The organism is Paenibacillus sp. FSL E2-0178, from assembly GCF_038593005.1.
GTDB classification, from domain to species: Bacteria; Bacillota; Bacilli; order Paenibacillales; family Paenibacillaceae; genus Paenibacillus_AQ; species Paenibacillus_AQ phytohabitans.
The window spans coordinates 2,841,407-2,855,275 of record NZ_CP151953.1 but is presented as its reverse complement, the minus strand read 5'-3'; the positions used below and the strand labels follow the sequence as shown (position 1 = coordinate 2,855,275).

Here is a 13,869-nt window from a genome sequence, read left to right as displayed (position 1 = left end):
AATGAGCAAATGACCAGACTGAGAACCCTATTTTATGGTATTATCATAGAACAGTATTTACGCAGGTAAGCTACTCTTCATCAATCTAAAGGTATAAGCAGAGAAGCCCAGTGTATGCGGGGCTTCTTTATTTTAGATAAATTTACCGTAGGAACAGGGGGCACACCATGAAAAAAACACCGATGATGCTACAGCTGGCATTGATTCTATTCTGTATCATGGCCATTCCGGCAGCGATCTTGACGTGGTATAGCGGGGCACAGATCATAGAAAATTCAGAGACAGCCATCGGTGAATCCGCACTTGCCGGTCTGAATGCCAACCGCAAGTTAAATGAGAATGCACTGGCCAATCTCGCCCAGGATACGGCGCGTCTGGCTGCAACCAATGTATTTGATCGCATCCGCAGCTTCGAGACGTATGACGAGGTGAACGCAAGCTACACTAATGTGACCAAGGCCTTGTCTGTGATGAATGAACTGCTGAACCTGAACCGCCGTGTAGACGGCGTTTATTCCTCATACTTTTATCTGAATAACTCCGATTATGTTATTTCTACAGACAATGCAGTTACGAAGCTGGAGCGGTATGAGCAGGTGGGCTGGACAACCGAAGCACTGGCAGGCCAGAGAGGAATCAGCGGTGTGTGGGTACCCCGCGTGCTGGGCTCGGGCGATCATGTGGTGTCTTATGTATACCCTCTCAATCGTCTCTCCTCCACAACGGACGGATTGATTGTCGTCAATATGCGGGAGAGTCAGATCGGCAAATATCTGAATACGGCAGAGGCCGGGGACGGCCATTCCCTGCTCCTTGGATCTGACGGAAAAGTAATATCACACAGTGACAAGTCGCTGCTGCTCACCGACGGCTTTGAGCAGCCCTTCCTACAAGAAATCCTGGATCAGGATTCAAGCGAGGGCTATACGTTCCGCGAGCTGGACGGCAACCGGATGGTTTATGCATGGAGCCGCTCGTCATTGTCCGGATGGTGGAATGTAAGCTGGAGCTCGATGGATAAGCTGATGACCAAATCACGGGATATGCAGGGGAATATTATTTTGCTAACCGGAGCCATTATTGTGCTGGGAACGGTACTGGCGGTCTTTCTCGCTACCTGGATGTCCAGACCACTCCGGCAATTAGTCCGGATGATACGCTCGAAAAGCAATCTGGAGGTAGTCAATAAGAATGAGCTTGCCTTTCTGAATGTAGCGTTTAAGCGGATGCAGGAGGAGGAGGAAGGCCTGTTCCAGCTGCTGCAGGAGCGCGAACAGGACACCCGCAGCTTCGCCGTTCACCGCCTGTTGCGCGGAGAGATTCCGCCCCGGATTACGGAGATCTTCCCTGAGGTGTATTACAGAATAGCTGTGGTCTCCATCGACCAGTACAGAGTGTATGTTGGCAATACGAATCTGGAGACACGCAGCTATCACGGATATCTGCTCAACGCGAAGTACGAGAGCCTGTTCCCGGAGGGGGTTCTCGCCCGTTCTGTCTATCATAGTGACGGCTGTATTGTGATTGTAATCAACTTTGCTCCGGGCGGGGATGAGCAGAGTTATGACCGGATCCAGCAGGCGCTGGACAGAATCCGGGAGGAGTCGCTAGTGCTGCTGGGCCATTCGGTCACCATAGGGGTAAGCGGCTTGGCAGATGCACCCGAAAGGGTTGCCCAGCGGTTATTCGAAGCGATGGAGTTGATTAAGCAGCGGATGATTAAGGGAGCCGGAAGCGTGATGTACTGGCAGGACGAAGAGGAGAACAGCCGTAAATATATGGATTCCGAGAGCAGCGAGCGGCGGATTCTCAACTTCCTGGATGCCGGCGATCTGAACGGGATACTTAAGGAGCTTCAGGTCATCCGCTGCCAGATCGGCTCAGCAGAGAATATTTCCTACGATAACATTATGTTCATTTATCACCAGCTGCTGGGTGCGACGATCAAGCATCTCCGTGAGAATCATATCAGTACCGGAAGAATGATTATGGGGAAAGGCAACATCTACACCCTTCTGGCATCGATGGATACGCTGGATGAGCTTGAGGCATATTTGCACGGGTTCTTCCAAGAAATCGTGCAGGACCTGGACCGGGGTACCCGTGAAGCCAATCATGGGGAACGGATCATTCAATATTTGCAGGATCATTACCGTGAAGAAATTGTATTGAAGGATATGAGCCATGATTTTGGCATCAGCTACTCCTATATGCGCAAGATTGTGTATGACTTAACCGGCAAGAGTATGATTGATTATCTGAACCAGCTGCGTATAGAGAAGGCCAAGGAATTGCTGCTGGATACCGACCTGACGATCAAACAGATTGCGGCAGAGGTGGGCTACTTCAATATACAGAGCTTCAACCGGTTTTTCCGCAAATACGAGGGCATGCCGCCGAGCAGCTACAAAACAGCCAAGACCAAAAGCTCTTAAGGGCCTGCTTCTGGCCGTAATTATTCAATTCATGACTCTTAATGAAAACGTTTTAGCCTATCATATTTGATCATATTGCGGCTGCGGAGGCCTTATAAACCGCGCGGTTGTCAGTTTTAATGGCCAGCAGCATTACTCATCGTATTCAAAACCGGCTAATGGAGATAGCATAGAGCTCAGGCCGGTGGATGCAACTGGCACAGAGATAAAATGATGTAGGAGGTGAGACTTTGAAAGTTGCAAACGCTTCAAAGACAAATCAAAATGCTCTATTAAGAAAGAAACAGGGGCCCGGGTATTTTTTAAAGCGTGACTGGCAGCTCTATTTCCTGGTATTGATTCCACTGTCTTTTGTAATCGTATTCAAGTATCTGCCGATGACCGGACTTGTAATCGCTTTTAAAGACTACAAAATTGCAAAAGGCTTCTGGGGCAGTGAATGGGTGGGCCTCCAAATCTTCCAGGATATTTTCGCCAAGCCTGACTTTGCTCCTGCTGTCCGCAATACGCTGCTGCTGAATATTCTGGATCTGTGCTTCAGCTTCACGATGCCGATTCTGCTGGCGCTGCTGCTGAATGAGGTCAAAAGTATCCGGTTCAAACGCATCAATCAGACGCTGCTGTATTTGCCGCATTTCCTGTCCTGGGTCATTATCGGGGCTATCGCTTATCAGCTTCTTAGTGAAGGCGGCGGTGTGATTAACAATCTGATTGAACTGATGGGCGGTACCCGTGTTCCGTTCCTGCAGGAAGATACGAACTGGCTGATCAGCTATCTGGCTATCGGTGTGTGGCAGAGTATGGGCTGGGGCACGATTATCTACCTGGCGGCGATGAGCGGGATCAACCCGGAGATGTATGAAGCGGCTACGGTCGATGGAGCAGGACGCTGGAGAAAGGTATGGAATATTACGGTACCTTCTATCCGTGCAACCATCGTAACCCTGCTGATCATGAATCTGGGGAAAGTAATGGAGGGCTCGTTCGAGCGCATCTTCGCTCTGCAGAACAAGGCTACCACGGAGTACACAACAACCATACCGGTCCTGGTATACCGCTGGGGGATTGAATCCGGTAATTTCAGCCGGGCGACTGCGCTTGGATTATTCCAATCTGTTATCGGAATTATTCTTGTAATAACGGCAGATCGCGTCGCTAAAAAGCTCGGTGAAGATGGAATATTATAGAAAGGAGGGAAACCATGAGAGCATCAACAGTCCGTTCGGCCTCACTAAGTAAAGGACGTTTGGACATCTGGGATGTGCTGATCCGCATCGTCTTAATTGTTGTTTCACTAATTTGTCTGCTGCCGTTCCTGCATGTCGTGTCGAAATCCCTGAGCTCTGACTCCTTCGTCATTGCCAATAAGGTCTTTCTGTGGCCGCAGGGCTTCACCATCGAAGCGTATAAGAAAATCTTCGCGGATGCCAGCATCCTCCGTTCCCTGTACATCTCGGTAATTGTAACCGTACTGTTCACGATTCTGGGAATGATTCTGACGATATGCGCTGCGTATCCGTTGTCGAGAGCCCAGTTCAAGGGCCGCCGGGTTATCACCTTCATTTTCCTGTTCACGATGTACTTTAGTGGAGGGATCATCCCGGATTACATGAACATTAATAATCTGGGACTGATGGATACGATCTGGTCACTGATTCTGCCCTTGTCATTCAGTGCCTTCAATTTGCTGATTATGAAGACATCGTTAACGCACGGGATTCCGGTGAGTCTGGAAGAATCGGCGCGCATCGACGGTGCCGGTCATTTCCGGATTCTGTTCAGCATCGTCCTGCCGTTGTCCAAGCCGATTATGGCGACACTTGCCCTCTTCTACGCAGTTGGACGCTGGAATGCTTACCAGGATGCACTGTTCTACATCAAGCATGAGACTTCGCTCCGGCCGCTACAGCTGAAGCTGTATTATCTGGTCATTCAGGCGAGTGAAAGCTTCCAGCTGGAAGCCACCACAGTATCACTCAGCAACCCGGAAGTGCTTAAAGCATCCGTCGTGGTGTTTGCTACCCTGCCGATTCTCTGCGTGTATCCTTTCGTTCAGAAATACTTCGTGCAAGGAGTTATGCTAGGCGCAGTTAAGGAGTAACCGTATGTTCCGCAAGCAGCAGTAAATAGCACCCGAAAATTAAAAATGGGGGAATTACGATGAACAAAAAAGGTTTTGCTTCATTAATGATGGCATCTGTCATGACAGCCGGCATGCTTGCCGGATGCTCCGGCGGAAATGATAAACAGAGTGCAGGAACGGACACGCCTGCAGCTTCCAGCAACCAGAGTGAGGGCTTTGCAGATTATTCACAAGGCTTTAAAGAGAAGGTTACGATTGATATTCCGGTCTATGAACGCGCTTTCGAGGGCTGGAATGTAAGTGATAACTATTACACCCGCTGGGTTCAGGCGGAGTTCGGTGACAAATACAATATCGATGTTAATTTCGTGCCTATCTCCCGCAGCAGTGAAGTAACCGATTACGAGCAGCTGCTCGCATCGCATAAGGCGCCGGATATTATTTTCCACTACGATATGCCTCAAGCGCTTACTTATTACGGTGAAGATGTAATGCAGACGCTTAATTATGCAGAAATAGAAAATTATGCTCCAACTTACTGGGCGAATCTGGGTGAAACGATCCAGCAATACGGTAAAGTGGACGATAAGAATACCTTCTTCTTCGCTGCACGTCCTGAAGCCGATAACTTCGTCAGTATCATCCGTAAAGACTGGGTGGAGCAGGTGGGCATGAAGGTGGAGGATTTGACCTCCCTGGAGAAGTATAATGAGATGCTGGCGAAATGGAAAGAAGCCGGACTTGGTGTGACTGCGGGGAATCTGATTAAGGACTTCTACAGCTATAACTATGCTTTCCGTGAATGGCCGGTGGATCAGGCATATCGTGCCCTGTATTCGGATGTAAGTGTTGCTGACTTCACCAGCGCCGATACCGAACGTTTCCTGCGTAATCTGAACTATCAGTACAATAACGGTCTCGTGGATAAAGAATTCTATCTGCGCAGCGATGATAACAAGATCAAATCTGAATTCGTTGCCGGCAAAACGGGTAACTACGCATTCTATCTGACCAACAATGCAGACGTCTTCGCAGCTACGCTGGCCAACAACCCGGATGCCGAATTTGCGGTAATTCCTCCGAATGCAATGGTGCCGGAAGGTTACAAGCCTCAAGGACGCGCTTACTGGCCGTTCGGCTTCATCATGGGCATCAACTATGAGACTACGGATGAAGAGCGCGCTGCCGTCTGGATGTACCTCGAATGGCTGAGCCAGCCGGAGAACCTGTTCAAGTTCCAGAACGGTATTGAAGGCGAGAACTATACACTTGATGCTGAAGGCATTGCTGTGAAGAACCCGGATTACAAAGGCGAATCGGTCCTCTCCACGAACAACAATAAAGACTACTGGGGACTAGTGACTGAAATTGCGCAATATCCGGATGCAGAGAAGACCCTCCAATCGAATCTGCGTAACTGGTCACCGGCCGGCTATGAATATCTCGCTGAGGATATGGTCAAATACTACAACGAGGTTGCGGAATTCCGTACACCGGATGCCATGTTCAGTGTAGTGCTCGAAAAGGTTAATGAATACAAAGCGGATCTGAACTCGCTGTTCCAGGATCTGTATGTGAAGACCGTTCTGGCTCCGGAAGCTGAATTCGATGCAGCCTATGCAGATGCCAAGAAGAGCTTCCTTGATGCTGGATATCAGGAAATCCTTGATGAGAAGCAGGCAGCCATCGATGCGGGCCAGTTCCGTTAATTTGAAGTTATAACGACAAAAAGCAGCGATTCTCTTGTTATTGGAGGATCGCTGCTCTGCATTTTTGGTCATTTTGTGGCTTGCATTTTTTATGTTATGAAGACCGGAATTCGCATTCCGCTTAAACAGCGGAGAGGACGGAATGACCCGCGGAAAAGCGGCAGCGGTCGCCTTTGTGTCCGGATTTTAACCGCTAAGGAAAATTAAAAAAATCTGGACACAACAGCGATTGGAACAACGATCCGTTCGCGCAGCGTTCTCACGAGCTCAATCGTCTATCTGACTCCAATTTGTTGTTTCACAATGCCTTCGTCATAAACACACTGTAAGGATCCTCAATGTAATCCCCGAACGGGCGGCAGGTCTCAAACCCGAATCGTTCGTATAATTTCCGGGCCGCCTCGAAGCCTTCCGTCGATCCGGTTTCCAGACTCAGCCGCACATAGCCTTGCTGCATAGCTTCCTTAAGGATGTGGGCAAGCATTGCAGAGGCGACGCCTTTTCTGAGGTGCCTGCCAGAAGTCCGCATGGATTTGATTTCACCATGATGGTCCCCAAGGTCTTTAAGCGCCCCGCAACCTAACAATTCGCCGTGTTCCCAGGCACTCCAGAAGGTGATTTCCGGTGACCGTAATTTGTCCAAATCCAGTGCATGTACACTTTCCGGCGGGGATTGCTCAAACATGCTCTGTAAATGCTCGCTGATCAATGCTATGATTTCAGTTCCAGTCAAATTATCGATTCTAATCTCCATGTGATTCACTCCTGAGTGTAAGATGACGATCCAGGGCCTTCTGTGTAAGTGGCATAAAGTAATTAAGAATGAAGCCGCCCAGACCAATCGTAAGCAGAGTTCCGATACCAATCGGCCCCTTGAACATAAGTGCGGCAACTAAGAAAATCAGGTAAATGAGGGTTCGGGTAAAAAGTATATTAAGCCCGGTTACCGTTTGTAGTACTAATGTCAGCCGGTCTACCGGAATCGGGGCGTATTTTGAATACAAATAAATCGAAGTCCCTAATCCAATGGCGATTAAGCCCAGACTATAAAAAGCAATTTTACTGACCCACAGATGAGGTTCGATCAGATGGTGTAAAAGGAAAAGCCAGCCGTCGATGCCGATACCTGTGATAAATGCAGTGACCAGCCCTAATATTTCCGGCCTCTGCCGGGTTAACCACGAGTTGCAGCCAATCAAGAGGATGGCGATCAGCACTTCCCAGCTTCCTACGGTAAGGCCAACATTCCTGGACAGGCCGACTAAGAGTGCATCAAATGGTGAAGCTCCAAGGCCGGATAAGATGGTAAGCGAGACGCCCAGGGTTAAGATGAGAATTCCGCAGCTGAAAATGAAAAACGCAGGTAAACGGGACTTCCTTATCCTTGCCCACTCCATTCTACATTTGTTTTTTGTGCCAAAAACGCCATAATGAAATAACGATATTCATTAGTATATATAGATTTATTATTGTTGTAAATACAACATTATTGGACGGGCAGGTGATCAAGTGAAAGAGATACTTCGTGAGGTTGGAATGATTGCGAGGGCACTGGATTCTATAAGTAATATAGAGTTCAAGGAATTAGATCTGACTAAGGGGCAATATTTATATCTCGTCCGCATCTATGAGAATCCGGGAATTATTCAGGAGAAGCTGTCCGAAATGATCAAGGTAGACCGGACAACTGCCGCACGTGCGGTGCAGAAGCTTGAAGTCCAAGGCTTCATTGAAAAGAAGGATGATGAAACAAACAAAAAAATCAACAGGCTGTTTACAACTGAAAAAGGTGATCAGGCTTACTCTTTTCTGAAAAGAGAAGGGGATCATACGGACAGGGTTGCCTTAGCCGGGTTCTCCGGACAAGAATCAGAACTATTATTTCAGCTTCTGCAGAGGGTCCGGAAAAATATCGAGGTTGAATGGGAGTATGTGAAGAAGGGGAATAAAAGAGAGTACTAATTAGTCCGCCCGAGGGGAATTGTAGAGATGAGAACTCTCAAATTCGAATCAGGATGAGGACGGAATTCATGAAGCAAACCTCCAGTAAAACCGAAGATGACAAGAAGCTTAAATGGTGGCAGCTCAGTTTATTGGGCATAGCAGGGACTATAGGAACCGGATACTTTTTGGGCTCGGGACTGGCCATCTCCATGGGCGGTCCTGCTGTGCTGCTGGCCTACATTTTGGCTGCTGGCGGAACTTATGTTGTATTTGATGCGCTGGCAAGAATGACGGCAGAACATCCGGAGCAGGGCTCCTTCCGGTCCTATGCCAAGAAAGCATTCGGCAGCTGGGCGGGGTTCGGAAGCGGCTGGGTATATTGGTTCTCGGAGCTGCTGATTATGGGAAGCCAACTTACAGCGTTATCCATCTTCTCGCGTTTTTGGTTTCCGGCCGTACCGATGTGGGTTTTTGCTGCGGGGTTTGCCGCAGTGAGCCTGTTAATTGTGTTTTTCGGGAATAAGGGATTTGACCGGGTTGAAAACCTTCTGGCTGTCATCAAAGTGGCGGCGATCCTGATGTTTCTTGTGATTGCTGCTGCGCTGCTGGCAGGCTGGATCGGCGGGGGGAAGTTCACACCAAAGGTTCCGCTCGGGGTTAAGGCATTGTTTCCGTCAGGAGGTATCGGACTATGGTCGGCCTTTATTTTTGCTTTTTATGCTTACGGCGGCATTGAGGTGCTGGGGATTATGTCCTACAGGCTCAAGAAACCTGAGGAGGCTCCAAAAGCAGGGAAGGTCATGCTGCTCGGACTGGCTGGGGTGTATGTCCTGTCGATCGGACTTGCGGTGATCATGGTGCCGTTAAGCGCCTTCAACCCGAAGGAAAGTCCTTTTGTTCTCGCACTCAGCAGCGATCATCTGGCCTTTGTGCCGCATTTGTTTAACGGGGTGCTGATCATTGCCGGATTCTCCACGATGACAGCCTCGCTGTATGCCATTACCTCGATGATGATCACTCTTGCGCAGGAAGGCGATGCGCCCAAGTTATTCTCGAAGAAATGGAAGGATAAATATCCATTCTACGCACTATGTCTGATTGCTGCCGGTCTAATAGGCGCTATCATGATGTCTTTGTGGCTGCCGGGAAAAGTATATGAATACATTACCACGGCTGCGGGCCTCATGATCCTGTATAACTGGTCCTTTATCTTGCTCTCAGCCGGCCGACTGCTTAAGCCCAGTCTTCTCAGCGGAGTGAAACGCTGGACGGGCCTGGTGCTGATTGCGGCTGCTGTAGCAGGGACACTGTTTCATGCGCTCAGCCGTCCGGGCTTCTACATCAGTCTGCTGATTGTTTCACTGATTGCGTTGAGTGACTGGATTGTTCAACACTTTCGCGGCAAAAAAGGCGGTACCCATGAATCTCATTCTCTGCAGGGCGGTCCTGAGTTCCGGATCACAGGGATCAGACTGCGCAAAAACAAGGTTTAATGAAAAAAGAGCAGCCGTGCAGCCTGTACACCAAAATAAAAACCAAAGCCAATCAGCGACAGGCCGGACAGTACGGAGATCACCTGTAATACCCTGACCGTCAGAAACTTACGGAAGAGACTGGAGGCGGCCGCCATGGTTACGTCCCAGAGCAGAATCCCGAGGACGATTGCCCCGCTGTAGATCAGCAGCTGCTGCATCGGATAATTACGGGCAGCCTCAGCCAATATCGAGCCGTATATACCCAGCCAGAACAGGATGGACAGGGGATTGAATAAGGACATCAGAAATCCCGAAACATAAGATCTGGACAGTGAGGCATCGCTTCCCCTTAGGCCGGCCACTGAAAGGTCTCCTGTATTCTTGATGCTGTCCACCCCTGTATAGACGAGGACGAAGAACCCGAACAGCCACAAGAATACTTTCACAAACGGGTCGTCCAGCAGGTGAATTAGGCCGAAATAGACAAGCAGCATATAGATAATATCTGCGCTGACCGCCCCCAGGCCAACAGCCCAGGCATGCATGAATCCTCCGCGGAGTCCCTTGTCCAGCTGTGCAGCATTAATGGGCCCCAAGGGTGCGGAAAGAGATAATCCCAGAAAGATATAACCTATAAATACGTTAATGTTGTCCTCCCCCTTTATACAGATAGCATATTCTGGTAAAGGTGGATATAGGACAACCAAAAAAGGGCCCGCGAAAGATCGCGGCCACTTTCTATAAATTGTTGAGCGTTACTGCAAGGTGTATAAATAATGCCGTATGAACCACAATAAGCAGGATGTGATTACAAAGAAGGTGGTTCGCCATGAAAGGTTCAAAAGGAGCATTAATTGCACTTGCTTCCATCCCGTTAATCATGACACTTGGCAATTCCATGCTGTTGCCTATTCTGCCGCAGATCTCCAAAAAGCTTGGTATCAATGCTTTTCAGGTCAGTATGATCATCACGGTGTATGGCCTGATCGCCATATTAATGATTCCGGTTGCCGGTTATCTGTCAGACCGCTTTGGGCGTAAAATCGTTATCCTGCCCAGTCTCATCCTTGCGGCCATAGGCGGTGCTATTTGTGTTGCCGCTGCCTGGTTCTTAACCGGAATAACTGCCTATTGGGTCATCCTCGGAGGGCGTCTAGTCCAGGGGATTGGAGCCGCAGGAGCCTTTCCGATCGTCCTCCCCTTCGTAGGCGATCTGTTCAAGGATGAGAAAGAGGTTAGTAAAGGGTTGGGAATCATTGAGACCTCCAACACCTTCGGCAAAGTATTAAGTCCGATCCTTGGCGCGTATCTCGGTACATTGCTATGGTATGCACCCTTCATCGCGATTCCGGCCTTGTGTCTGATTTCCTTTGCGCTTGTTGTATTTCTCGTCAAGAAACCAAAGTCAGAGGAGAAGGCCGAAAAGAAAAGCATCGGGCAATTCTTAACCGGCATTAAAGAAATCCTGCATGAAAGAGGCCGCTGGCTGTATGCCATATTTGCGATAGGTGGAATCTGTATGTTCGCAACCTTCGGTGTGCTGTTCTATTTATCGGAGACACTGGAGTCGGAGTATAACCTGCATGGGGCCTCTAAGGGATTTGTACTGGCCATTCCCCTTGCACTTCTGTGTCTGGCCTCTTACGGAAGCGGCAAAATCATCGGCAAAAACAAGCTGTTAATGAAATGGCTCGGTTTCGGAGGTATGGCGGTGCTTACAGCAGCTATGCTGATAACAGGCTTTAGCCAGAATATATACTTCATGGTAGGCTTCTTAAGTTTAAGCGGTGTCGGGATTGGTGTGGTTCTGCCCTGCATGGATGCATTGATCACGGAGGGGATTGAAAAAGAGAACCGTGGTACAATCACCTCCTTATACAGCAGCATGAGATTTATCGGGGTTGCGCTGGGCCCGCCGGTCGTGTCACTTCTAATGAACCGGGGACATTGGGTTTTATTCGGTACTATGGCAGCCGTAGGGGCGGCTGGCGGGCTCCTGTCCTTTTTCGCCGTTACTCCAAGCAAAGGAGAGGCTGGAGGCGAGAACAATCTGAAGCAAGCCAGCATGAAGCATAAAAAAGCAAATCCGATGCGCCAGCGTGTCCGTTAGAGCGGTTGATATCAAATCTTATCAAATTTCTCCTGTACAAACTTCTCCAGCACCCTGAAATCCTCGGTAACCCGCTTGAAGGGCAAAGCCCCCAGCACCTTATCCCGGTAGTCCTTACGGGCTCCGGCGGACAGGCGGGAATCGAGGATGCTGAGCACACCCAGGTCTGTTTCACTGCGGATCAGACGTCCTGTGCCCTGTCTCAACCGGAGCAGCATGTCCGGGACGAATACGTCTTTCAGGGGGTTCTCAGCCAAAGAGGCCTTATATTCATAGACCGGATCGGCAGGAACCGGGAAAGGGAGCCGGACCACAATTAACTGCGATAAATCAGAGCCTGCGATATTCACGCCCTCCCAGAATACCCCCGTACTCAGCAGAACGCCTTTACTGGCCCGGAATTCAGCGATTACCCCATCCTGGGACGAGCCTTCCCTCTGCACATGCAGCGCCCAGTTAAGCTTCTCGGCGCTTAGCTTCTGATGAATGTACTTCATATCCTCTTTGGCCGAGAAAAGCACCAGTGTCCGCCCGTCCGTCAAATTGCAGAGCCTCAGCAGCTCCTTGTACGCTGCTTCCAGATAGGCTTCCCGGTTGTTGTGGTTATAGTAGGGAACGTTCCTGGCAATGTACATCAGGGTGTGGTTATCGTAATCAAACGTTGAAGCCTGGCGCTCCATATAATCTCCCCGGTATCCGAGCGACTCTGTCAGATAAGCATATTGTTCCTCCAGCGTATCTCCGGTCTGGCACAGGGTTGCTGACGTTAAGATGACAGAGGTCTTCCCGTTAAACAGGCTGTGTTTCAGGAACTGGCTTATGCCTTTGGGACAGATGCTGACCGTGCTCTCCCCCCGCGTATGGCTTGCCCAGATCAGGTAGTTGTCCTCCGCTCCGGCGAGTACAGCAAAGAGGCTGATAAGTCCGTTCATGGCTTCAAAAGCATTGTCAATCTCCCGCTCACGCCGGGAAGTGAGGACCGACAGGCTGAGACTGAACTCTCTCAATACCTGAATTCCCCGCTGCAGCGGGACTCCTGTAATCTCCGATACTTTGATCCGGTCATTGTCCTGCTTGGCTGTGTGCAGCAGATCCGCCTCTACCTGTCTGAAAATATCCCCGGCGCATCTTTTTATAAATTTATATTGTGCCATTAGCTCCTTATCTGCGGATTGCCTGAAAAGAATCTGTAAGGCGTCCTCCAGTATGCGGCAGGTTCCCCGGAAGGTGAATTCGAGCGTTCTTGCATCTCTGACCTTTGCTTCGAGATTATGCGCTTCATCTATTACGATCAGCGCCGGCCGTTCCGCAATTAAGCCCTTAGTTCCTTCCTTCTTCTTAATCAGGTCACGGATAAGCAGGTCCTGATTAACGATGATGAAATCCATGTCGCCGGGGCCGGCATTAATTTTGGCCCTCATCTCGTAGAACGAGCAGGTGCTCCGGTAATGGCATTGCTCAAATTTGCAATCATTCACACAAACGCCGGACCATACCGCGTCACTAACACCGCCCTCAATATCTGCCCGCTCATCGATCCCGTAATTCACAATACGTTCGGCAAGCGCAGACAGGGGGGAAGCAGCAGCATCCGGCTTGATTAGTTCAGCTGCCCTGTACCGGCAGGCATATTGCCCCATACCTTTCCCGACTACGGAGCGGACCGAGGTGAACCCGAGCCGGCTGCCGATGAACCGCAGATCTTTATGGATCTGTTCGGAGAGCTGGATGGAGGAGGTGGCAATAATGACCGGCTGCCGGGAGATCTGGTTAATGAGCAGGCCGGGGATGAGGTAGGCAAAAGACTTGCCGATGCCGACTCCGGCTTCAATCATCGCATTGCGGCTATGTACATAAGCATCCGCGATATCCAGAGACATATCCTGCTGGCCGAGCCTCTCTGTGAGGCCGATCCTCGGAAACCGGTCATACATCCGGAAGATGGCATTGACCAGAGCGGGTTCGATGTCCTTTTTCAGCTCCCGCTTCTGTAATTTATAGAGATCATTTAACCAGCTGATAACGACCGCCCCTTTTCTATAATCAATGATGTGCCTGTCCCGTATCTATTTGGGTGAGGTTGTTATTATCATAGATGAAGCGCTAACAGTCA

Annotated in this window: 11 protein-coding genes; 7 read left to right on the top strand and 4 right to left on the bottom strand. The window is 49.7% G+C overall.

Going from position 1 to position 13,869, the window contains the following annotated elements:
- Window positions 1-167: 167 nt before the first annotated feature.
- The 4 genes from MHI42_RS12445 (at window position 168) to MHI42_RS12430 (ending at window position 6,227) form a co-directional block, all read left to right on the top strand.
- A complete protein-coding gene (locus tag MHI42_RS12445; protein WP_342423980.1) occupies window positions 168-2,435 on the top strand; it encodes a helix-turn-helix domain-containing protein in 2,268 nt (755 codons plus the stop codon).
- A 335-nt stretch (window positions 2,436-2,770) separates the two neighbouring features.
- Entirely contained in the window at window positions 2,771-3,622 is an 852-nt protein-coding gene (locus MHI42_RS12440) for an ABC transporter permease subunit (RefSeq protein ID WP_342423979.1), read from the top strand.
- Between the two features lie 14 nt (window positions 3,623-3,636).
- Complete coding sequence (locus MHI42_RS12435; protein ID WP_042134639.1) at window positions 3,637-4,536, top strand: carbohydrate ABC transporter permease; 900 nt, start codon at window positions 3,637-3,639, stop codon at window positions 4,534-4,536.
- A 59-nt stretch (window positions 4,537-4,595) separates the two neighbouring features.
- Entirely contained in the window at window positions 4,596-6,227 is a 1,632-nt protein-coding gene (locus tag MHI42_RS12430; protein WP_342423978.1) for an ABC transporter substrate-binding protein, read from the top strand.
- Window positions 6,228-6,525: 298 nt separating this feature from the next.
- Here MHI42_RS12430 and MHI42_RS12425 read toward each other — a convergent pair whose 3' ends face one another.
- Together MHI42_RS12425 and MHI42_RS12420 are read right to left on the bottom strand one after the other, a co-directional pair.
- Window positions 6,526-6,981, bottom strand: a complete 456-nt coding sequence (locus tag MHI42_RS12425) for a GNAT family N-acetyltransferase (protein WP_342423977.1) — start codon at window positions 6,979-6,981, stop codon at window positions 6,526-6,528.
- Window positions 6,971-7,624 (bottom strand): YitT family protein, encoded by a 654-nt coding sequence (locus MHI42_RS12420; protein WP_342423976.1) that lies wholly within the window; start codon window positions 7,622-7,624, stop codon window positions 6,971-6,973. The genes MHI42_RS12425 and MHI42_RS12420 overlap by 11 nt, the downstream gene beginning before the upstream one ends.
- Window positions 7,625-7,736: 112 nt before the next feature.
- Here MHI42_RS12420 and MHI42_RS12415 point away from each other — a divergent pair, with 112 nt between their 5' ends.
- Window positions 7,737-8,189: a MarR family transcriptional regulator gene (locus tag MHI42_RS12415; protein WP_042134644.1), complete on the top strand. Its 453-nt coding sequence runs from the start codon at window positions 7,737-7,739 to the stop codon at window positions 8,187-8,189.
- A 68-nt stretch (window positions 8,190-8,257) separates the two neighbouring features.
- Window positions 8,258-9,664, top strand: coding sequence for an amino acid permease (locus MHI42_RS12410; protein ID WP_342423975.1), 1,407 nt, complete (start codon window positions 8,258-8,260; stop codon window positions 9,662-9,664).
- On the opposite strand, the gene MHI42_RS12405 is transcribed toward MHI42_RS12410, so the two are convergent.
- Window positions 9,661-10,293, bottom strand: coding sequence for a LysE family transporter (locus MHI42_RS12405; RefSeq protein ID WP_342424733.1), 633 nt, complete (start codon window positions 10,291-10,293; stop codon window positions 9,661-9,663). The two genes, MHI42_RS12410 and MHI42_RS12405, sit on opposite strands and share 4 nt — an antisense overlap.
- Window positions 10,294-10,475: 182 nt before the next feature.
- Here MHI42_RS12405 and MHI42_RS12400 point away from each other — a divergent pair, with 182 nt between their 5' ends.
- Window positions 10,476-11,756: an MFS transporter gene (locus MHI42_RS12400; RefSeq protein ID WP_342423974.1), complete on the top strand. Its 1,281-nt coding sequence runs from the start codon at window positions 10,476-10,478 to the stop codon at window positions 11,754-11,756.
- An 11-nt stretch (window positions 11,757-11,767) separates the two neighbouring features.
- Here the strand turns inward: MHI42_RS12400 and MHI42_RS12395 are convergent, their stop codons facing one another.
- Complete coding sequence (locus MHI42_RS12395; RefSeq protein WP_342423973.1) at window positions 11,768-13,690, bottom strand: ATP-dependent DNA helicase; 1,923 nt, start codon at window positions 13,688-13,690, stop codon at window positions 11,768-11,770.
- Window positions 13,691-13,869: the final 179 nt, after the last annotated feature.

Excerpts from the sequence above, each read along its gene's own strand:
- MHI42_RS12420 (WP_342423976.1), bottom strand. The coding sequence starts at position 7,624 with ATGGAGTGGGCAAGGATAAGGAAGTCCCGTTTACCTGCGTTTTTCATT.
- MHI42_RS12445 (WP_342423980.1), top strand. The coding sequence starts at position 168 with ATGAAAAAAACACCGATGATGCTACAGCTGGCATTGATTCTATTCTGT.
- MHI42_RS12410 (WP_342423975.1), top strand. The coding sequence starts at position 8,258 with ATGAAGCAAACCTCCAGTAAAACCGAAGATGACAAGAAGCTTAAATGG.
- MHI42_RS12435 (WP_042134639.1), top strand. The coding sequence starts at position 3,637 with ATGAGAGCATCAACAGTCCGTTCGGCCTCACTAAGTAAAGGACGTTTG.
- MHI42_RS12395 (WP_342423973.1), bottom strand. The coding sequence starts at position 13,690 with ATGTATGACCGGTTTCCGAGGATCGGCCTCACAGAGAGGCTCGGCCAG.
- MHI42_RS12430 (WP_342423978.1), top strand. The coding sequence starts at position 4,596 with ATGAACAAAAAAGGTTTTGCTTCATTAATGATGGCATCTGTCATGACA.
- MHI42_RS12425 (WP_342423977.1), bottom strand. The coding sequence starts at position 6,981 with ATGGAGATTAGAATCGATAATTTGACTGGAACTGAAATCATAGCATTG.
- MHI42_RS12400 (WP_342423974.1), top strand. The coding sequence starts at position 10,476 with ATGAAAGGTTCAAAAGGAGCATTAATTGCACTTGCTTCCATCCCGTTA.